At 61.2% G+C, this 20,873-nt stretch carries 12 protein-coding genes; 3 read left to right on the forward strand and 9 right to left on the reverse strand.

What is annotated here, in order from left to right:
- The first annotated feature begins 3 nt into the window (after nucleotides 1–3).
- Nucleotides 4–594 (forward strand): RraA family protein, encoded by a 591-nt coding sequence (locus tag C1A35_RS29650; protein WP_440271578.1) that lies wholly within the window; start codon nucleotides 4–6, stop codon nucleotides 592–594.
- Nucleotides 591–1,445, forward strand: a complete 855-nt coding sequence (locus tag C1A35_RS29655; protein ID WP_104667826.1) for a carbon-nitrogen hydrolase family protein — start codon at nucleotides 591–593, stop codon at nucleotides 1,443–1,445. The genes C1A35_RS29650 and C1A35_RS29655 overlap by 4 nt, the downstream gene beginning before the upstream one ends.
- 9 nt (nucleotides 1,446–1,454) lie before the next feature.
- On the opposite strand, the gene C1A35_RS29660 is transcribed toward C1A35_RS29655, so the two are convergent.
- A complete protein-coding gene (locus C1A35_RS29660) occupies nucleotides 1,455–1,679 on the reverse strand; it encodes a helix-turn-helix domain-containing protein (protein WP_104667827.1) in 225 nt (74 codons plus the stop codon).
- Nucleotides 1,680–1,806: 127 nt separating this feature from the next.
- Here C1A35_RS29660 and C1A35_RS29665 point away from each other — a divergent pair, with 127 nt between their 5' ends.
- Complete coding sequence (locus C1A35_RS29665) at nucleotides 1,807–2,211, forward strand: helix-turn-helix domain-containing protein (protein WP_104667828.1); 405 nt, start codon at nucleotides 1,807–1,809, stop codon at nucleotides 2,209–2,211.
- Nucleotides 2,212–2,351: 140 nt separating this feature from the next.
- Here the strand turns inward: C1A35_RS29665 and C1A35_RS29670 are convergent, their stop codons facing one another.
- From C1A35_RS29670 to C1A35_RS29705, 8 genes are all read right to left on the reverse strand, one after another.
- Nucleotides 2,352–3,344 carry a TRAP transporter substrate-binding protein gene (locus C1A35_RS29670; protein WP_104667829.1) on the reverse strand — a complete coding sequence of 331 codons (993 nt, stop codon included), beginning with the start codon at nucleotides 3,342–3,344 and terminating at the stop codon, nucleotides 2,352–2,354.
- Between the two features lie 28 nt (nucleotides 3,345–3,372).
- Nucleotides 3,373–4,635, reverse strand: a complete 1,263-nt coding sequence (locus tag C1A35_RS29675; protein ID WP_104667888.1) for a TRAP transporter large permease — start codon at nucleotides 4,633–4,635, stop codon at nucleotides 3,373–3,375.
- Nucleotides 4,635–5,228, reverse strand: a complete 594-nt coding sequence (locus tag C1A35_RS29680; RefSeq protein WP_234823054.1) for a TRAP transporter small permease — start codon at nucleotides 5,226–5,228, stop codon at nucleotides 4,635–4,637. The genes C1A35_RS29675 and C1A35_RS29680 overlap by 1 nt, the downstream gene beginning before the upstream one ends.
- Nucleotides 5,229–5,590: 362 nt before the next feature.
- Nucleotides 5,591–6,211, reverse strand: coding sequence for an imm11 family protein (locus tag C1A35_RS29685; RefSeq protein ID WP_104667831.1), 621 nt, complete (start codon nucleotides 6,209–6,211; stop codon nucleotides 5,591–5,593).
- Between the two features lie 442 nt (nucleotides 6,212–6,653).
- On the reverse strand, nucleotides 6,654–7,331 hold the full coding sequence (gene lepB / locus C1A35_RS29690; protein ID WP_104667832.1) for a signal peptidase I: 678 nt from the start codon (nucleotides 7,329–7,331) through the stop codon (nucleotides 6,654–6,656).
- A 67-nt stretch (nucleotides 7,332–7,398) separates the two neighbouring features.
- Nucleotides 7,399–7,725, reverse strand: coding sequence for a hypothetical protein (locus C1A35_RS29695; protein ID WP_104667833.1), 327 nt, complete (start codon nucleotides 7,723–7,725; stop codon nucleotides 7,399–7,401).
- 195 nt (nucleotides 7,726–7,920) lie between these two features.
- Complete coding sequence (locus C1A35_RS36120) at nucleotides 7,921–8,247, reverse strand: hypothetical protein (protein WP_158665196.1); 327 nt, start codon at nucleotides 8,245–8,247, stop codon at nucleotides 7,921–7,923.
- A 4-nt stretch (nucleotides 8,248–8,251) separates the two neighbouring features.
- The gene (locus tag C1A35_RS29705) at nucleotides 8,252–20,767 is read right to left on the reverse strand and encodes a hemagglutinin repeat-containing protein (protein WP_158665197.1); all 12,516 of its coding nucleotides are present in this window, start codon (nucleotides 20,765–20,767) and stop codon (nucleotides 8,252–8,254) included.
- Nucleotides 20,768–20,873: the final 106 nt, after the last annotated feature.

Raw genomic sequence — 20,873 nt, forward strand, 5'->3', positions numbered from 1 at the left:
CTTATGGCAAAGGCCGAGACGGCTACGATCGGTCACGTCGAACATCTCGGCTTCGTCAGCCGTGGCGTACTGCCGGTGTTTCCGGCAAAGGCGGCGGGTTCGGCCATTACCGTCGCGGCGACGGGGCGGGATGGCACCGTTATCTACAGGGCTGTCGACCTCCTGATGCCCGGAGACTTTCTCGTCATCGCGCGGGTGGATGGAGATGACATCGCCTGCGTGGGAGGCGGCGTTGCAACCGCAGTGAAGGCCAGGGGCGCCGTTGGTATCGTCATCGACGGTCCCTGCACCGACGCCGAGGAGATCACGCAGACCGGCCTGCCCGTCTGGTGCCGCGGGATCTCTTCGAAGACCACCAACCGCCGTATCTCGATCGGCGGAGCGATCAACGAGCCGGTGGCCTGCGGTAGCGCCGCAGTACTGCCAGGCTACGCCGTCCTTGCCGACCGGGAAGGCGTGTTCGTTGCGCCGCGCGAGCACATGCTCACTCTGGCGCGCGGCGCGATCGCGCGCCAGGAAATTTCGGTCGCCGTGCGCAGGCACCTCGCAACCGGTCGCTCCATCTTCGAGTTCCAACCGGAATCCCAATCATGAAGATCGCTCTTATCCAGATGAATTCGCAGCCGGATCGTGCTGCCAACCTCCGGCAAGCCGAGCTGCTCCTGCAGCGCACGCTCTCTGGAAAACCGGACCTCATCGTATTGCCCGAGCATTTCGATTGGACCGGAGGAACAGCTCATCAAAAGCGCGCTGCCGCTGACCGCGTGCCCGGTGGCGCCGCCTACGAGCTGGTCAAGAATTTTGCAGCACGCAATCAGGTCGCCGTTCATGCCGGCAGCTTGCTTGAAACGAAGCCGGGGTCTGAACGCATCTACAACACCAGCGTCGTGTTCGACGCCCACGGCAACGAAATCGGCGTCTACAGGAAAATCCACCTCTTCGACATCGTGGCTCCGGATGGAAAGGTCTACCGCGAGTCCGAGACCGTCGCCGCCGGCGATAGCCTTTTGATCTACGAAATCGGTGGGCTCAGGATTGCTTGTTGCATCTGCTACGACCTGCGCTTCTCCCGACTGTTCGACCGCTTGGCTTCAGAAAATGTCGACGTCTTCATTTTGCCCGCGGCCTTCACCCGGCAGACAGGGATCGACCATTGGGAAGTGCTTTGCCGGGCGCGTGCAATCGAGTTTCAGGCCTATGTCGTGGCCTGCGGGCAATGCGGGCACTACGAAACGCCTACGGGAGAGCGACGTGAGATGCACGGACATTCGATGGTGTGCGATCCCTGGGGAAAGGTCGTGGCCGAGATCAAAGATGACGTCGACGTTCTGTTCGTCGAAATCGATCCGGCCCGCATCGCGACAGTGCGCAGCCTCATTCCGATGGCGGCGCATCGCGTCGATCTACAAGGGATTGAACTCGAAGTCCGCATGGCCCAGCGCTGATTGCGGTGATCACATCTCATCATCGCTGGCGGGCCTGACCAAGTCCATGTGGCTGACCCCGAGCGCCCGGGCGATCTTGTAGAGTGATTGGATCGTCGGGTTGCGTTCACCGCGCTCCAGGCCGCTGACATATTGCTGGCTGATCTCCGCTGACGCGGCAACGTCCTCCTGCGTCAGCCCCTTCTCCCGACGCAGGCGCGCAAAATTCCGGCCTACCAACTTGCGCATGTCCATGCGCTCACTGATGGCAGGCCTGAAACTTTGAGTTTATCAACTATAGTATGTAAACGCAGGTGACGCGGAAGGGCTTGGCTGTTTAGACCATCGGGTTCGTTCCGAGTTTTGGGTATTCGGGAGGCAAATGAGCAAGCGGCCGCTGCCGAACAAGGTAGATGTGGAGTTGGGGCGCCACATCAGTAAGCTTCGGCGCGGGGCCGGACTGCGGCAAAGCGATCTGGCAACGCACCTCGGCGTTTCGATCCAGCTGATCAGGAAATACGAAAGCGGTCGCATCAGGATCGGCTCCAGCCGCCTCGCCGCCATAGCGGCTGCCCTTGATGTCCCCATTGCCCTCCTTGTTGATCGTGAGAGGGCTCCGTTCGAAAGCACGTCAATCCGGGAACTCGCTGAACTGACGGCCTTTGTTGGGACGAAGGAAGGTCTTGCCCTAAACAGAGCGTTTCAGCGCATCAAGTCCGCTGATGTTCGTCGGTCCGTGCTGGCATTCCTTCACACGCTCGTTGCAGGAATGACTGCTCGAGGCTGACGTGTTGAGGTCCGCTGGAGCGTTTCGCTTAAAAACGTATACCGAACAGGCAAGCTCGGGCCCGACAGCCGGCCGAGCCGCGACATGAGCAGAAATCGACACGGTCCCGCTAGAATGAGACCGTGTCGATAAAAGGTTCGTCAGAGGGTCGCGCCAACTTCCCGCAGCTCTTGCAGGATCGGTGCTTTGGGCAGCCAGATCTTGTCATAGGCCGCAATGAGTTCCGCGGTATTCTGCAGGTCCACCTCTACGATCTTGATGCCCGTGTCCTTGAAGTTCTTAAGGAGCATGGCCTCCTTGGCGACGGTCGCGTCGATCTGCTTGTCGAGTTCCTCACGGGTCAGTCGTGTGATGATCTCGCGGTCTGCGTCCGGCACGCCCTTCCACACACGGCCGGAAGCCAATGCAACGCAAGGCATGAAAATCGCATTCATCCGGAGCATGGTCTTGGCGACCTTGTCGTAGCGCTGGTTCCAGGACAGATCGAGGTCGGCCTCAAGCCCGTCCACCTGTCCGTTGGACATGGCGTCGAACACCTGCGGAGTGGGAATGGGGGTCGGCGCCGCGCCGAGCAACTGGTAAAAGTCGCGGTAGGCAGGCGTCGTGTTGATGCGCAGCTTCATGCCCTTGATGTCGTCGATGCCTGCGGTTTCCTTGCCGGTGAAGACAACACGCAGGGTGGTTATGCCATAGCCAAGCCCGATCGTGCCCGTTTGAGCCGGCAGCACGTCGAGCAGCTTTGCAGCGACCGGATGACGGACCAGCTTTGCAACCTTCTCCGTGCTCGTAACAAGCCACGGCGCGTTGACGGCAGCGACCTGAGGGATGCGCGAACCGAGTTCGGCGGTCATGATCCACCCCAGGTCCAGGGCGCCCGACTGCATTTGCTGCAGCATCGCGCCCTCGTTTCCGAGCTGGTTCGAGGGGAAGACCTGAATGGCAAGGCGGCCGTTCGTTTCTTCGGACAGTCGCTTTCCGACCGCTTCCGCCGCAACGTTCCAGGGGTGGCCCGGAGGCGTGGTGATCCCCAGTCGATAGATCTTCGCGCTCTGTGCGCGCAGGATCGACGGCGCGGAAGCAGCCATGGCTGCTCCGAGCGACGTCATCGTAAAGGTTCGACGTGTAATGCTCATGTTGGTTCCCCTCTATGTGAGCTTGCTGTTACGAGAAGTAGGTTGAGAGCGCCGGGAAGATCGAAAGCAGCACGAGAATGATGCAGCAGACGAAGAAGAACGGCAGTGTCACGATGAACATCCGGCCGGGCTTCGCTCCGGTCACGGCAGCGGCGATGAAGAAGTTCAGTCCCACGGGCGGCGACAGGAAGCCCAGAACCAGGTTGATGACGGCGACGACGCCGAAATGAACCGGATCGATGCCATAGACCTCCGTTGCGATCGGCAGCAGGATCGGGACCGTCATGATCAGGCCCGGCGCGCCGTCGATGACGGTGCCGATGATCAGAAGGATCACGTTGACCAGAAGCATGAATGTGACGGGATCCTTGGCAATCGTCTGGATCCACTCGGCGACACGCTGCGGCACCATCCCGTAGACGAGGACCCACGAGAATACGGCTGCCGCGGCGATCAAAAACAGGATGCCTGCCGACAGAACGCCTGCCTTGACGAACATTTCAGGAAGCTGCTTCAAGCGCAGATCGCCGGTGACGAAACGGCCGACGAGGATGGCCGCGACCACGCCCATGGCTGCGGCTTCCGTCGGGTTGGCAATCCCGGTCACGATCGAGCCCACGATAATGAGCGGAATGATCAGTGTCGGCACGGCCTTGAGCGTAATCGCCACGCGTTCGCGTATCGGCAGGCTGTCCCCGCGCGGATAGTTGTAGATGTATCCCATCAGCGCAATCACGATGCAGAAAGCGACGAAGAGAATGACGCCGGGAATAATGCCTGCAGCGAGCATCGTTCCGACCGGCACCTGGGCGATGACGCTGTAGACGACGAACATGATCGATGGCGGGATGATCGGCCCAAGCATGCCGGCATAGGCGGTCAGCCCGGCGGCAAAGGTCTTGTCATAACCCTTCCGCTCCATTTCCGGCACGACCATCTGGGACATCAGGGCGACCTGTGCGGCCGCCGAGCCGAGGATCGAAGCCACGAACATGTTTGCCAGCAGGTTCACGTAGGCGAGCCCACCCTTGAGCGCACCGACAAACGACATCGCCATGTCAATGATGCGTCGGGTGATGCCGCCGCCGTTCATGATCTCGCCGATGAGGATGAAGAGCGGAATTGCGATCAGGCCATAGCTGTCCAGGCCGGTAAACATCTGGGTCGGGAAGGAAGCAAACAGAACCGTGTTGTCGGTCTGCCAGATGTAGGTCGCGGCCGTCAGGCACAGCACGATGGAGATCGGCAGGCCGATCAGCATGAAGGCAACGAATGCACCGAAGGTAAACATCATGCGGCTCCTTCGGCAGTCGTCAGCGAAACCTGCTCGCGCTTGCTGGCAATTCCGAGATCTTCAAGCAGGTTCGCGGCAGAGTGGACCGTCAGGGTGAGCGCGAAGACCGGGAGGATCAGGTTGACGATCCAGGTCGGCCATTCCAGCGTCTGGGTTTTCTCGGTGTAGAGGAAGTTGAAGGTCTCGGCCGCATAACCCTGTGCGTCAAACCCGTGGGAAGCGATGCCGACGGGATCCATCCACAACCAGCACATCACGAGAAACCCGATGGCGAAAGCCAGCGAAATCGCGGTAGCGAACGCCCGAAGGCGTAAGACCCATTTCGGCGGCAGATGATCGGAAAGCAGCGTGACCGCAAAATCGATCCGGAGCCGGGTCATGACCGACGCTCCGAGGAAACCCAGCCAGATCATGGAGAAGATCGAAGCTTCATCGATCCAGTAGATCGGCACTTTGGCAAAGCGCGTGACCACGTTCACCAATATCAGGGCCAAAAGCACCGTTATGAAGACACCGGCCAGGAATTTTTCCCCCCGCAGGACGGCCTGGGATGCCCCCGTAACCTTCTTTGCCCAACCAGGCTGTTTCATCGGCTCCGCCGAAGATGACATCGCACACCCCTCTTATTGCATACTTGTTGTATTTATAGAGTATACAAGAAAGTGCCATGTCAACAGCTTTCCGAAGCGAAACGCGAGAAACCCAACGCCAGGCTGCTTGAGAGCAACGCTCACGACATCGTTCGGCAACGCCGCTCGCGATACCGGGGCACCGACTGCGAGAGACGGCGAGCAGAGCTTGGAGAGGAATGGGAACTGATATCGAGCGGTTTGCCGATCGGGTCGGCCGAGGTGCCCTTGCCGCCCGTCAGGTCGTTGCCGAGATTGGCGCTGAAGGCTAGTTCAACTTGTTGTCGGAGACGAGGCCCGATTAGCCAGGGAGGCCGCCTTTTTCAATCATCCGTGACACGCTTAAATACTGCTCCGGTCACATCTGCCGCCTCGAAACGGCGCTTAACCTCTTCGCTGACGATCACTTCCGACCCGCTCTTAGCCAGCCTAAAGATGTCTTTTCCAGCAGTCCGATTGGGGTCGATGATGAGCTTGAAAAAACTGCTGTAGTGCCCCGCCAGGTCGGGTCGAATTGGATCGTTCGGCTGAAACTTCTCAAATTGTGACTTGTCTTCATCCACGCAGTCCACCTCATCCCAAAAGTGCAGGATGTGATACGAGGTCCTTTGCGAAAAGGCGCGTATCGAAGCCGGAAGAGCCGTAAAGCCATCAAGGCCGGACAACGCGCGCACGACCTCAAAACTTGCAATCGGCACGCTGCGGAAACTTGTCGTGGTGTAGTCCATGGCAGTGCCATCGACCTGTAATTCCACCTCATAGGCGCGCTCACGGACCGGGTCGCCAATTGCAACCATCGGGGGGCGGGCGAACTCAGCACCATCGATCCCCACCAATCTCCGCAGATGCCATCGGTTCGGAAAATTTAGTTCATCCAGAAGTCTGAAATATTGCATCGAGTTGATCTTCTTGGGGAATACTTCGAAGCCCGTTTTCGTCCACACGCGACGAGTCCGACAGGTACGGACAATTGCTTTGCGTTGAGGATGCCAAAGCAATTCCCACCTTATGGACAACACTCAACCGTATAGCTGCTCCCTAATTGATGTTGTATCGATTTCGCCAATTGTTCCCCCTCGGCCATATGTCGAAGCTGCGCCTCAGACGTAGAGAAACCAGAATCGGGCGGGTAGTCGCTGTTGAACGTAGCCTGATACTCACCGTCCCACACGATGATTCTAGCCCTCAGTTCTTGAGAAAGGGGCAAATCTTCGATGTCAACGTGCCCCATTCTGTCTGGATCCGGACCAAATATCGGCCCTGCCAAATACTCACTCGTTAGTCGTAACTTGATCACGACGTCTGCCCCATCTTGGCTGTGGTGGCATCGACCTGGCTCTCGATCTTCAGGCCACCGCCGATGTCTCCGGCGAGCACTCGATCCAGTCATTTCAAATCGGGATAGCCGTCAAACCGGCGTTGATAGTTTGGCGACAAACTAGCCCATATGCCACGAACCTTACCAACGATCCGTGTACGCGCTGTTGGACCGTAAATACGTGCATCAGCTGAATTATCCCGATTGTCACCCATTATGAAGTACTCATCCGGACCCATTGTCTTTGGTTTGGTGTTGTCGAAGCGGGTCTCGTCGACGAGATCGAGTGTTACATAACTGCTGCCCTCAGGAGTGATTTCCCGAAGGAATCGGCACGTCCCGAAGCTGGAGTCCTTCGGGCAGTCTTCATCGGCTCTGGCAAGCAAAGGAGATGTTCCAAACGGTTTTCCATCAACAACCACATTGCCATGGCGCATCTCGATCGTTTCTCTCGGCAGACCGATGATCCGCCCCACGAAGATCACATCGGTCGGTGCGCTTTGCAGCAGTTCCTTTACGCGAACCTCGTAAGCGACGAGATCGCCCCTCTCGATGGGTTCATTAGGGGCATAGGATGCAACTCCGACGGCATCACCTACCTGCAATGTTGGCAGCATGTTTTCACTGCCGATTTTAAAGGATCTAAACTCTGAGTAGGCCGGAGATATCGCCACAGAAACCGTGAGTAATGTGGCCAAAGTAGCCGATCGGAAAAACGGACCGCAAGTGCTCAATGTATAAACCATGATTAGAGGTGTAATTTAGCGGGAAATCGTACCGACAAATCTGCGGAGCGTTAAATTGGTGAAACTATCATTCGACCTGCAAGAATGTTATACAAACCCCATACTCGTCTAGTATATTGTCTGCGACTTCAAACTTAATAGATCTACCAGGAAAACAATCTGCCAATGCTATTTTCCAATAGCGCTCAAGTTGGTCGGCGAGCTTGTCGGCGATGTCGCCCACCAGGCCGGCCATGATCGCCGAGGCTTCCTGATAGGCCTCTTGCGTCTTGTACTGCTGCTGCAGGATGTTCTGCAGGCCGGGCAGCGAGGTGTTGGTGATACCGCGCCTGAGATCGTCGACCTCCTGCGTTTGCCGGGTTACGATTATGCCGATGAGGTGTCCGGCAGCCAAGAGCTCGGGAAGTACCCTGGATCAGGACAGGCCAGCTTCCATACTTCATTCGACGACTTGCACCTAAATCGCCGATCGTTCCACTGACCAACTAATTTCTCTGGATCCCGAAGCTCTTCGCAGACGCCGTCCCGCGCTTGAGCTTCGATCCAATAAACAAAGCGGCGGTACTCACCGCCTGACCACCGAATGGTACTAATTCCTCCTAGAGAATTCCAGGCAATCTTGTATCAATCGCCTGAAATGCTTTGGCATCTTTTTATTAATACGAATGTACTCTGGAAGATTCGTTATTTCAATCATGTGATGATGGTCGTCGATATCAATCTCTGCTATAAAATTCGAGTTTACGAGAAAGATAAATATATCTTCACCCTGATCTTGGTGATGATGAAGTATAAAAGCATTCTCAATACTCGGAAAACCATCATCAAGAATCTTCCTGACGTTCGCTCCATCCGGCTTTCCCAGCCATTCCATTGTAAAACGTAACCGATCCGCAGGGGAAAAATTACCAACCATGCTACTACCTTCCCGGAAATGCGGTCACGATGTTCCCGAATTTATCAGTTTGTATTGTCAAGATCGACGTTGACTGATGGCCCTTGAGATAATCCGTTCCTATGGGCTTCAATACATCGGCTTGCCGCACGTATAACCTCCCATGATCTCTACTTTCTAGAATTTTAACAATGGGAGAATTCACCACAGATTTACTCTGCAATAGGGCACGAACCTCACCCTCCGAAATCGTGAATTGGCTTTTATTAGGCTTTCCGCTCATGTGCTCCCGGCGTACGTGTGTCATGCCAAACTTAGTGGTGCCGATCTGCAAGTTGATCCGCGACTGCACTCGACCAGGGACCTGAAGGATGACTTCGCTCGGCCCCCTTGGCACGCCCCCGATGGTTTCTTCGCCGCCTTGTCCACCATGCTCATTCGGTTTCGTTTTACCCTCTCCTGATCCGTTACCAGTGGTCGTCTTGGCATTGCCAACGCCGCCGTAGAGGATGGCGCCAAGAATGATCGGATCACGCAGAATGCCCCAGGTCTGGTCCTTGTTCGCAGTCAGAAGTTTTTTCGCCGCGTCACTCTTCAGACCGTTTTGAGCCGAGGCCAGATCCCTGTTGTCCCAAGCATCATTCGCGTCCGCGTGTTGCGAAGCAGCCAGGAACACGAAGTGCCGATCCAGCAGTGACAGCGCATCCAAATTGTCGCCGCCTTTCGCCAGGGCTGCATCCAGGTACTCCGCAGCGGCGATCCTCAGATCCCTGCGGGCTTTGACGCACTCGGCTGTGGAATTGCCGGCGCAACTGTCCAGTTTCGTGTCACGGCTCGCGGACAGTTGCTGCAACTCTTCCACATGTGCGCAGGCTGCCTTGTCACCGCCCTCGCAAGCGGCAAGAGTCCGGTTGAACTCTCCGCGCTCCTTATGCGTCAGATAGTTGTACTTGAACTCCGCCCCCGCATAGGCCGCCGCATCACCGCCACCGACCACACCGGTCAGCCCCATGACGAGGCCGCTGGAGATGACGTTGGCGAGCGACTGGCCGGCGGGCGTGCCGGCAAGGTTGGTGTCGTTGATAAGGCCCTTGACCAATTGATCGATGTAGGGCGCGATCAGCACTGACGTCGCGCCGCCGAAGGCGCCCTTGATCATGCCGGAGACGTCGTTGACGCCGCCGAGCAGGCCGCCGCCGACGGCGTGCAGAGCTGCGCGGCCAAGGCCGCCCGCCGCCCACATCTTTTCCTCTTCCTTGTTACCCCGCCTTTGTGCCTCTTCGGCAAGCCCATCGGCGATGTCGCCGACCAACCCCGCCATGATCGCGGAGGCTTCCTGATAGGCCTCTTGCGTCTTGTACTGCTGCTGCAGGATGTTCTGCAGGTCCGGCAGTCCGGGCAGCGAGGTGTTGGTGTTGGCGGTATCGCGCCTGAGATCGTCGAGGTTCTGCGTCTGCCCGGAAGGATCGGTGATGACGATCGTTCCCGGTGCAACGGCGGTCAGCGCCTTGCCGGTCTCGCTCTCGCCGGCCTTTTGCGGCGGCGTCATGGTCGCGCCACCCGACGAGATCATGCCGCTATAGGATTCGGCTTTCCACTTCGAATGGGTATCGACATCCTGCCATTCGAGCTTGCCGGTCTCGATCCGGTTCTTCTCGGCGGCCGCATCGCTCGTGACCAGTCCGCCTTTCAGCGACGTGGTGCCCTCGACGTCAATGTCGAAGCCGCCGGTGCCGGCGTGGATGCCGGATTGCTCGTTGACGACGGCAACGTCGCCGCTTGCCTTCTGCTTCGATCCCGAAGCCTCGAAACCGGTGCTGGTGACGGTGATACCGCCCGACGTCTGCTTCACCTTGGCCGTGGTGGTATCGACCTGGCTCTCGATCTTCAGGTCACCGCCGACGTCGGCCGTCACCGACCTGCCGGTCACGGTCGCGCCCTTGAGGCTGGTGTCGGTGCCGGATTTCAGCGTGACGTCGCCTGTGCCCGTCACATGGCTGTTGACATGCGCGGTGGCGTTGTCGTTGGACGAGCCCTTGTTGCCGCCCGCAAAGGCCATCAGGCCCAAGTTGTCGCTGACACCGGCCGGACCGATGCCGATGCTTCCGCCGATGCCGACGCCGGCGCTGACGCCCGAGTTCTTTTGCGACGAACTGCTGGTTGCGACGGCGCTCTCAAGGTTGATGTCCTTGCCCGCCTTGAGGGTGATGTCGCCGGCGGTCTCGCTGCCGGATAGGTTCGGCAGTCCAAGCGCATCGCGCCCGGCAACAATCTGCGCCCCCGTGCCGTTGATGTCGCCCGACACTGCATCGATGACGACAGACTGCCCTGCCCGCACCGCGGAGACGACCGGAACAGAACTCTCGGCCTTGCTCGAATTCTTCGAGTAACTGAAGCCGGCGGTCAGGGACGCGGAGAGCCCAACCTCGCCGGTCTTCGATATCTCCGACAGATCCTTCAAGGCCTTATAGGCCTGCAGTCCTGCAAAGGCGGCGTTGGCGACCGAATAGGTGCCACTACCCGAAGCCACCTGCTCCGCGGCTTCGCCGACGCTCTGACCGGCGCTGACCAGGCTGCTCGACACCGACAACGTCACGCCGGCAAAGAGCTGTTCGTGTACCTCCTCGAAGTTCGACCGGTCCTGAGCCGAAAGCAGGTTGACGTCGCGCTGAGCGGTGATCGCCACATCGCGTTCGGCCTCGACTTTCGCCGCCTGCAGGTTGGCGTCGCGGCCGGCGTTGATAGTCACGTCCCGGCCGGCGGCCAATTGCGAGCGCGAATTGGTCTCTGCGCTCTGGCGGACTTCGTCCTTCTTCGAGCCATAGCCGATGCCGATCGAAGCGCCGCCATTGCCGGAGGAATAGGCGATGCCGAAGCCGGATCGCTTTTCCTTCTCCTCGGATGAGGAGCTTTCAGCACCCGGCGTGATGTTGACGTCGCGGGCGGCCTCCAGCCGGATGTCACGCTCGGCCTCGATGGCCGAGCCGATCACGGCGACGTCACCTTCACGCGCCTTGACGGTCACGTCCTCGCCGGCGGTGATTGCCGACCCGACATTTTCGGTCGCGGTCTTCCGGCTGTCCTTCTGCTCCTTGCCCCAGAGCGATATGAAGCCGTCGCCCGAACCGGCAAAGAGGCCGGACTTCTTCTTCTGTTCGGCGTCGGCGTGTTTTTCCTCCGCGCCGATGATTGCGACATTGTCGCCCTCGATCGACACGGACTGGCCGGCATCGATGTTCGAGCCGGCGATCGCGACATCGTCGCCGGCGTTCAGCGTGACATTGCCGGATGCGCCGAGCTCAGAGGCGACTGTCGTTTCGTGTTGGCGGTCTTCCGAGGCGCTGGTCTTCGACAGGAAGCCCTTGCGCTCCGACTGCGCGTGTTTTTCGTAAGTGTCCTTGCCTGACGTGACGACCAGGTCGCCGCCGGCCGAGACGGTGAGGTCGGCCTTTCGGTCTTTGGTGCCGGCTTCGAGCGTCGTAGCGGAGACCAGCGTGTCGCCGCCGGAACGGGTGGACACCCCTCCTCCGCCGGAAACGGACGAACGGACCGAGGTTTGCGCGGCTTCATGGCTCTTCGTCTTGTCGCCGCCGCCGTCCCAGACGTAGTCTCCCGTCTCGCTGTTGCGCGCTTCGGCGATCGTCAGGTCGCCTTCGGCCTTGAGGGTGACACGCTCCTTCGCCTCCAGCTTGCTGCCGACGATATTGAGATCGTGATCGCCGGTTCCCTCACCGGCATTGGCCGTGATCGAGCCCGCCGCCTTGATTTCGGACGACTGGTGCCGTTCGGTCGAAACCTGGCTCTTGCCAAACCGTTCCGACGTCGTCTCCTGGGCTGCGGTGATGTTGATGTCATCGGCCGCCTTGAGGGTGACGTCGGCACCGCTGCGGATCGACGAGCCGGAGATGAGGATGTCGCTGCCGGCATTGACGGTCGTCGAGCCGCCGGAGACGAGCTGCCCGTCCTGCTGGCGTTTCACGATCACCGTCTTGTAGCCGTCATCGGTCTTGCCGGTGACATCGGTACTGACGACGTTGACCGACCCTTGCGAGGTGATCGTGAGGTCCTTGCCGGCTTTCGTGCCGCTGCCGATGATCGAGACGTCGCTGTTGCCGGCAATCGTCAGGTTGCCGCCGGCCTTGATCGCGCTGCCGGTCGCATTTTGCGAGCCCGCATTGTCGACCTTCAGGGCATCGAGAGTGATGGTACCCGCCGAAAGCGCGACGTTGCCGGCCGCGTCGATGGTCGCGCCCTGCAGCTTCAGGCCGTCATTGGCAAGAAGCGTCGCATTTCCGCCGGCAACGATCGCGGCATTCGGATTGACGACATTCATGCCGCCGATGTCGAGCGATTGCGCGGTAAAGGTGAGGTCGCCTGTCGAGGCCAGCTGAACGTTGCCGCCAGCTTTGAAGCTGCCGCCATCAACCTTGATGTCGGTTGCCTTGATCGAAAGATCGGTTCTGGCGGCAATGGCGCCGGAATTGTCGAGCCTGCCGACATCCATCGTGACGGAGCCGCCGGCGATGAGCGCGCCACTCGCCGTCAGCTTCGCCTTGTCGGCATTGGCGAGATAGACGACCGGGGCGAGAACTTCGACGCCCTGAACGACCTGCTTCTCGTAGAGCACGATCGACTGGGTGAGCCGCGCGATCTGTTCGGGCGAAAGCCGCTCGCCGATCGAAAGCTTGTTCTCCTTGACGTAGGCGATGCCGTTGTCGAGCAACAGCTTCATTTCCTCGATCGCATCCTTGGCGGGGTCGAAAGTGCCGCCGAGACCAAGACCCGTCTGCTGCCGGATCTGCCGATCGATCAGCTGGTTCTCGAAATAGGCGTCGCCGAGGAACGGCACGCGCGTGTCGGGCTGATAGCCGACGCGGTCGAGGTAATAGCCCGAGCCGTAGAACTTGCCGACGTCAAGGAATGCAGCCCGCGTTTCGAACAGGAAGACCTGGCCGGGGATCGTTCCGCCGAAGCCTCCGGACTCCGGCTTGGCAAGGCTTGCGAGCCGGTCGACATCGACCTGGGGCGCCTCCTTGAGGTTGCCGGAAAGGGCGTCTGCGACGGGCGCCGTCGCGCCTGGCGTGTTGGACTGAACCGCGGCGACAACCGTGGCGCCGGTAGTGGCGGCCGGACCGCCCCCGGAAACCTTGCCCCCGTCCGCCGACAAGCCGGAAGCGGCGGAGACTGAACTTCCGCTGGCCGACAGCGCCGGCCCCATGGCAACCGTCGTGCGTTCTCCCGCAAACGTCGTGGTCGGCGCCGCGAGCTCGCTGCCCGCTGTCAGCCCGGCGCCTTGCGCGACGCCGAGCAGCGCGGCGTTCGGCGTGAACAGCGCACCGCCGGCCGTCAGGCCGGCGAGCGCGGCGAGCGGATCGCCGGATTTCGTCGTCGGTGCCAGCTTCGCCGATCCCGCGACAGAGCGGTCCGCAGCGGTGTTGCTAAATGTGGCAAAACCGCTGATGTCGAGATGCCCGCCCGCCTTGACCGTTCCCGCTTCGACACCGGTCGTCTCCACTTTTGAGATGATAGAGGTGCCGGCGGCGATATCACGGGACGGATCGCGATTTCCCTGCGCATCATAGGCCTCGCAGGCACCACGCGCGTTGCATGTCGTCTGCACAGTACGATTGAGCGCCAGCCCCTCGTTGCTGAAGGCCGAGCCCCTGAGTGTCGCATTGCCGTCCGCTTCGATCGCGCTGTAGGAATTCGTCAGATTTGTTGCCGTGACATCGAGGTTACGGCCTGCCCGGATCATTGCTTGTGGGCCGCCGGCATCAGCGATCCGATCCTCATGGATCGTCTGGCTGATGTTGGCGTCAAAGTCCCAGCTATAGGTTGTGCTGCTGTCGGCGCCGGGGTTGACATATTGCACGATGAAGTGGCGCGACGGGTTGTCCGAACCGTAGATCGGCACCCCGTTCGCATCCCTGGGAACACGGTCGCGAATCCAGCGGCTGATCTCTCCCACCCATTTCGGTCCGTTTCCGGATATCCAGGTCCAGGCCCGGTAGGACCCGCCATCGGCCGTCTTGGCCTGGCTCCACAACTGCGGTTCGTAATCCGCCCAGAACTGAGGACCGATGCCGGGATAGAGCTCACGGCCATCGGAGCTGCGGCCGAAGAGAAACGCGTAGGGTTTGCCGGCGACATCAGGATTGAGCTCGAAGCCGGTCTTGACGTCCGATGCGACTACGACGTCCCGGGTAAAGGTCGGATTGGCGATGCGCCTGTTGACGAGACGATCGGTCCTGATCGAAACGTCGGATGCGGCCTGGATCAGGCCGGAAATGTTGGTGAGGCTCGCGCCGTTGCGGTCGGCTGTAGCACCGGCAATCGTGAGATCGCCGCCGGCCATGATCGCGCCGCGGTCGTTGAGGATGTCACCGCCGACAAGAAGATTGATGTCGTTGCCGGCGTAGATCAGGCCGGTCGGCCCGTTGCTCAGATTGCCGGCCGAGACCGAAAGATCGCGTCCCGCGGCGATTTGCCCGGCATTGTCCAGCCGGGCAAGCGTCAACGCGATGTCGCGCTCGGCAAGCAGGATCGTCGCTGCATTCTGGTCGATGCCCGAGGCCACGATCTTCACGTCGCCGGAACCACCCGACCGGCGAACCGCGTTGATCGACGCGCCGGAGAAGTCTGCCCTGCCGACCAGCCTGAGGTCGAGGCCACCGAACGTATAGGAGCTGCCCGCAAAGCTGGCATTGTCCGCGGTGATGGCGAGCGTGCCCCCGGTCGCGATGCGTCCGCGATTGCCACTGAGATCGACGCTGCGGGCAACGAGCGTCATGTCGCCGGCGGATCGGGTTGTGCGATCCAAGCTGATCGAACCATTGGCACTTGCGAGGCGCGCGGAGTTGAAACTCTGGAGGCTGCCGTAGGAAACGTTCCGGTTTGCCGAAACATCCATCTGCCCTGCGCTGACGAGGCTCGACGCCGCCACATCGGCAGAGGAAGCCGCAAGGGTCAGCTTGCCTTGCCCCTTCAGCGCAAGCGTCCCGTTCGAAGAGGCCTCGGTGGCGGCAAAATCGACGCCGGAGACCAGCGTATCGACGGTGACGGCATCGGCCCGCAGGGAAATGTCGGAACCGGCAAGTGTCTGGCCGGTCAATCGGATGCTGCCGTTGGCGTCGACCGTCAGGTTGCGACGGCTTGTCGCCTGGGCCGAAACACTGTTTGCGGCTGAGACGGTCAAATCGCCTGATGACAGCAAGGTTCCCGCCGTCACGTTGCCCGCGGTCGCCGCAAGCGTCAGGGTGCCATCGGCGCCAAGCACGATGTTGCCGGACGGCGAACGCTTCGTCGCCGCAAAGTCGACGCCGGAGACGATTGCGCCGGCGCTGATGCTACCGCCGCGAATGTTCACGGCATTTCGACCGAGCAGCGAACCGCCGATGACGGTGGATCCGTCGATCGACACGGCGCCATGGGCCGTCACGCTGTTGGCAGCAAAGGTGGCGGAACTGCTGGTAAAGTTGCCGGCCGTCAGGATCGAGCCGGTTTCGACCGGCCCCGCGATCGCGTTGATCGTCAGGTTACCCCGATTGGAAAGCGCGATCGCGCCGTTGCCGGTTTCGGTTGCCGCAAAGTCGACGCCGGCGGCAATCGCGGTTGCCTTCACCCGGTTGCCGGTTATCGCAACATCCCGGCCGCCGAGAATTTGGCTGCTCTCGAGGTCGCCGGCAAGGCGGATGTCATTGCGACCGGTGATGTTCGCGACAGCCACCTTCGACGCGGTTGCGACCAGGTCACCGGCCGACAACAGCGAGCCGGATGTCAGATTGCCGGAGGTCGCAACCAAGGTCAGCGCACCGCCGGCGCCGAGGACGATGTTGCCCGCGGCCGAACGTTTCGTTGCGTCGAAATCGACGCCGGCAACGATCGCGCCGGCGCTGATGCTGCCGCCACGCACCGTGATGCCGTTTCGAGCAAGCAGCGAACCATCGATGGCGGTCGATCCTTCGATCGATACGGCGCCATGTGTCGTCACGCTCTTGGCTGAGAAGGTGGCTGAGTTGCTCGTAAAGTTGCCAGCCGTCAGGATCGAGCCCGTTTCGACCGGCCCAGCGACCGCGTTGATCGTCAGATTGCCCCGGTCCGAAAGCGCGATCGCGCCGCTGCCGGCTTCGGTTGCCGCAAAGTCGACACCGGCAGCAATCGCGGTTGCCTTCACGCGGCCGCCGTTTATCGCGATATCGCGTGCCCCGAGGATCTGGCTCGCTTCGGTCTCCCCGGTCAGACGGATGTCCTTGCGCCCGGTAATGTTCGTGACCGCGATCTTTGATGCGGTCGCGGCGAGATCGCCGGCCGACAGCAGCGAACCGGATGTCACATTGCCGGAGGTCGCAACGAGGGTCAGCGCACCATCGGCGCCCAGCACGATGTTGCCGGAGGCCGAACGCCTGGTCGCGGCAAAGTCGACACCGGAGACGATCGCACCGGCACGGATGCTGCCGCCCCTGATCGTCACGTTGCCCTGGCTGAGCAAGGAGCCGTCAATCGCCGCGGATCCTTCGATCGACACGGCGCCGTTCGCGGTCACGCTCCGGGCGGCAAAGCTATCGGATTTGCTGTCCAGCGACCCAGCAGTCAGCACGGTGCCGGCGTCGACGCTTCCCGAGGCCGCCTGGATCGCCAGATTACCGCGCCCGGCAAGCGCGATCGCGCCCGTTCCGGTCGCTGCGAAGTCGACCCCGGCCGCGATCGAGCCTGCCTTGACCTTCGAACCGGCAATCGTGATATCGCGACCGCCGAGGACCTGGCCGGCCTCGGTCTCGCCGCTCAAGCGGATGTCCTTGCGCCCGGTGATGTTGCTGGCGGCGATTTTCGATGCCGAGACGTCGAGGTCGCCGGCCGACAGCAACATGCCCGTCGTCACATCCCCCGAAAGCGCCGTCAGCGTCAGCGCCCCGTCGCTCGCAAGGATGATGTTTCCTGAGCCTGAACGCTTGATCGCTGCGAAGTCGACACCGGAGACGATCGCGCCTGCGCGAATGCTGTCGCCGCGGATCGCGACGTTGCCCTGACCAAGCAGCGAGCCGTCGATAGCCGTCGTACCGTCGATCGAGACCGCGCCGTGTGCCGTAACGCTTCTGGCGGTGAAGGTTTTCGACCGGCTGTCCAACGCGCCCGCGTTGAGCACGGTGCCAGCATCGACATTGCCGGAAGTCGCGTCGATTGTCAGATTGCCGCGGTCAGAAAGCGCGATCGATCCGTTTCCAGCCTCGGTCGCCGCAAAGTCGACACCCGAAGCGATCGACGTTGCCTTCAGGCCGCCGCCGATCACGATATCGCGGCCGCCAAGGATCTGCCTGGCCTCGGTCTCGCCAGTCAGGCGGATGTCCCTGCGGCCGGTGATGTTCGAGGCAACGATCTTCCCAGCCGTTGCTGAGAGGTCGCCTGCCGACAACAGAGTTCCGGCCGTCACCTGGCCGGAGGTCGCATTAAGCGTCAGCGTTCCCTCGGGCCCGAGCACGATGTTGCCCGAAGCGGACCGTTTCGTAGCAGTGAAGTCGACGCCGGAGGCGATCGCCCCGGCGCGGATGCTACGGCCATGGATTGTCACATTGCCCTGAGCGAGAAGCGATCCGTCGATCGCAGTGGAGCCGTTAATCGCGACCGCGCCGTGGGCAGTGATGCTTTTGGCTGTGAGGGTGTCGGAACGGCTGGTAAAGTCGCCCGCGGTCAGGACCGCGCCGACCTCGACACTGCCTGATGCCGCATCGATCGTCAGGTTGCCGCGATCCGAGAGGGCAATCGCCCCGCCGCCGGCATCCGTCGCGGCGAAATCCACGCCGGATGCGACAGTCCCGGCCTTGATGGTGTTGCCCGAAACGGCAACGTTGCCCGACGCCAGCATCTCCTTGGCGACGTCGGCATTGCCAGACAGTTCGATGTTGCCATGGACCTTCACGGTTCCAGCGACGAGCCCGCCGACGGTTGCGGAGAGGTCTGCTGCCGACATGAGGGTGGTGGCTTTGACCGTGCCCGAAGCGGCGTTGATGATGATCCCGCCGTCACCGGCAAGCATTGCCTTGCCACCGGCAGCATCGGTGCGATCAAAATCAAGACCCGCGATCAAGGTCTCGAACGTGAAGTTTCCGCCTGAGATCCCGAGATTTTTGCCGGCGAACAACTGCCCGACCGTTGCGTTACCGCTGGTGACATCGACATTGCTGCGCCCCGCAATGGTGCGGGCCTCAAGCTGCGCCGCATCGACCGTCAACTGGCCGGTGCTTTCGAGCACATCGGCCTTGATGGATCCGTCGCGCGCGACGAGAGAAAGGTCAGCTAGCTTCGACGCACTGCCCGCCGCAATGGACGTGGCCGCAATCGATCGGCCATCGATATGCACGCGGCCAGCGCCGGAGATCCTGCCGCTGACGGCCACGTCGCCGCTCAGATCAACATTGCCGCGGCTGCTCAGGTCCTTTGCGGCAATCTGACCGGCCGTCGCCTTGAGCGTGCCGGCGGCGAGCATGGTCCCGCCACGAACTTCGCCAGACGCCGCGTTGATGGTGATGTTGCCCCGATCCGTCAGTGCGATGCGTCCGCCAGCCGTGGTGCCGGCGAAGTCCACGCCGGACACCAGTGTGTCGACCGCGATACGCTTCCCGGAGACGACGATGTCGTTTCCTCCGAGTATCTGGCCGCCAACGGTCACGTTGCCCTTGATGTCGATCGCACCGCGTGCGGAGATGCCTTGCGAGGAAAGCTCCCCGGCTGTGACAATCAACTGCCCTGCGCTCGCAAGGGCGCGAACGTTGACGTTTCCGGTGTCAGCAAGAAGACTGAGAATGCCGCTCGCGCCGTGGGACAATCCGGCACCGGGCTGCGTGCTGGCCGCGAAATCGACGCCGGAGGCAATCGTGTCAGCGACGATCGTGCGCCCGTCGATAAGGACATCGCCGGCTCCGAGGATCTGGCCGCGGGCATCGACGTCTCCCACGATCCTGACGGCGCCATGTCCGCGGACCTCGCCGAGCTTGAGGGAATTGGCCGTGGCGTCGAGGTGACCGGCTGCGAGAAGGCTCGCAGACTCGATCGTCTCATTCGCCGAAAATGTCAGGTTGCCCGCTCCGCCGAGAACGGTTTTTCCGGCTCTGCTGGCGGTGAGGTCGATGCCGCTGACAACGGCGCTGGACCGAATGCTGCGCGCCGCCGCGCTGATATTGCCCTGGGCAAGCAACTCGCCGCTGATGCCGATATCAAGGCCGGCGTCGAGCGTAAGATTGCGGAAGCTGACGAGCGATCCTGCCGAAAGGGCGCCGGATGCCGCCGACACGGTGATGTCTCCGCCAGCCTTGGCCGAGCCGCGCACCTTGACGTCGCCGGCGTCGCTGCGAACCGACACCGAATCCCCGGCATCGAGGTTATCGACCGAAATACCGCCCGACGAATTCAGCATGATGGAGCCGAGCGCGCTTGTGTCGCCGGCGACACTGAGGAGGCCGAGGCCGCTTGCAAGCTCGATATCGCTGTCGGCCGCGACCGACTGCAGCGTGATGCCGCGATCTGCCTTGGCGACCACGCGCTTCTTCGACGTGACCTTGCCGGCCTCGATCTTCGCCTTGGAATTGAGCTTCACGCCATCGGCGCCCGACGCGTTGCCGATCGAAATCTTGCCATCAGCGGAAAGCGACAACTCGCCGACATTGGCGGCCATGTTGCCGCGCATGCGGACCCCTGCGCCCTTTTCGGTAACGACAATCTTGATCCGGTCCGCCTGCATGGCACCAAGCGCCGAGCCATCGATGGCAAATTCGGGCGTGCCGGTCGTTGCCTCCAGCGGGGTTATGTCGCCCGAGGCATAACCGACCTTGTTGCGCCCGGCCGTAATCCTCAGATCCCTGGCATGAACCGGGCCATCGATCCTGACGGATCGTGAGACGATGTCGAAGAGATCGACCGCGCCCTGGCCTGCGGCAAAGTTGCCGCCCTTTGTTCCGATGGTAACGTCGCCGTCCCTAACCGTAACGCCGTTCAACCGCCCGTCGGCGCCGATATCGGGCGTTCCCGTCGTCAAGGTCGTCCGGGGCGTGTTGATGAAGCCGCAGCCATCGCAGGTAATCCCGTTCGGATTTGCGATGATGACGTCGGCCCTTCCGCCAAAGACCTCGGTCGGACCAAGCAACTGGCTGCGGCTGCCGCTTGTCACCTCATTGAGGATAACGGTGGCGGGACCGCTCTGCCTGAGATTGGCGTTTCCCGGCGTCACGCCCCCGAGCAGCGACGTGCCAACCTCGCCATTGTAGTTGTTGAGGATGAGGCCGGGTTGGCCGACATTGAAGCGGTCGTATTTGTTGTGGGAGAGCCCTTGGGCGTTCGGCGTCACGATATCGACCAGTGGCACGCCGTTGGGTGCCGCACCGATGCCGGGCTGATTGGAACCCGGTGCCGCAGCACTCGCAGACACCGATTGGGCATTGACGAGCACCGGCTGCATGAACAGAACGGCACTGAGCAGGATCGAGACGCAGCGTTTCAAGAACGAGCCTGCCCACGGACGCCGTTGGGGACCGATCTCAATATGCGCAATCATCTTATCCATTGTGCACCTGTTCGTGAAACGTACCGGATCTCGACTGACGCCCGCTACGCGGCCGGCGTCAGGAAGCTTCAGCCGGCCTGAGCCGGACAGGATGGCG

Origin of the sequence: Ensifer adhaerens, from assembly GCF_002940685.1 — a bacterium.
GTDB lineage: Bacteria > Pseudomonadota > Alphaproteobacteria > Rhizobiales > Rhizobiaceae > Ensifer > Ensifer adhaerens_E.

Bases quoted from the DNA above. Each gene is read 5' to 3' on its own strand.
- C1A35_RS29650 (WP_440271578.1), top strand. From the start codon at position 4: ATGGCAAAGGCCGAGACGGCTACGATCGGTCACGTCGAACATCTCGGC.
- C1A35_RS29655 (WP_104667826.1), top strand. From the start codon at position 591: ATGAAGATCGCTCTTATCCAGATGAATTCGCAGCCGGATCGTGCTGCC.
- C1A35_RS29660 (WP_104667827.1), bottom strand. From the start codon at position 1,679: ATGGACATGCGCAAGTTGGTAGGCCGGAATTTTGCGCGCCTGCGTCGG.
- C1A35_RS29665 (WP_104667828.1), top strand. From the start codon at position 1,807: ATGAGCAAGCGGCCGCTGCCGAACAAGGTAGATGTGGAGTTGGGGCGC.
- C1A35_RS29670 (WP_104667829.1), bottom strand. From the start codon at position 3,344: ATGAGCATTACACGTCGAACCTTTACGATGACGTCGCTCGGAGCAGCC.
- C1A35_RS29675 (WP_104667888.1), bottom strand. From the start codon at position 4,635: ATGTTTACCTTCGGTGCATTCGTTGCCTTCATGCTGATCGGCCTGCCG.
- C1A35_RS29680 (WP_234823054.1), bottom strand. From the start codon at position 5,228: ATGAAACAGCCTGGTTGGGCAAAGAAGGTTACGGGGGCATCCCAGGCC.
- lepB (WP_104667832.1), bottom strand. From the start codon at position 7,331: ATGGTTTATACATTGAGCACTTGCGGTCCGTTTTTCCGATCGGCTACT.
- C1A35_RS36120 (WP_158665196.1), bottom strand. From the start codon at position 8,247: ATGGTTGGTAATTTTTCCCCTGCGGATCGGTTACGTTTTACAATGGAA.
- C1A35_RS29705 (WP_158665197.1), bottom strand. From the start codon at position 20,767: ATGATTGCGCATATTGAGATCGGTCCCCAACGGCGTCCGTGGGCAGGC.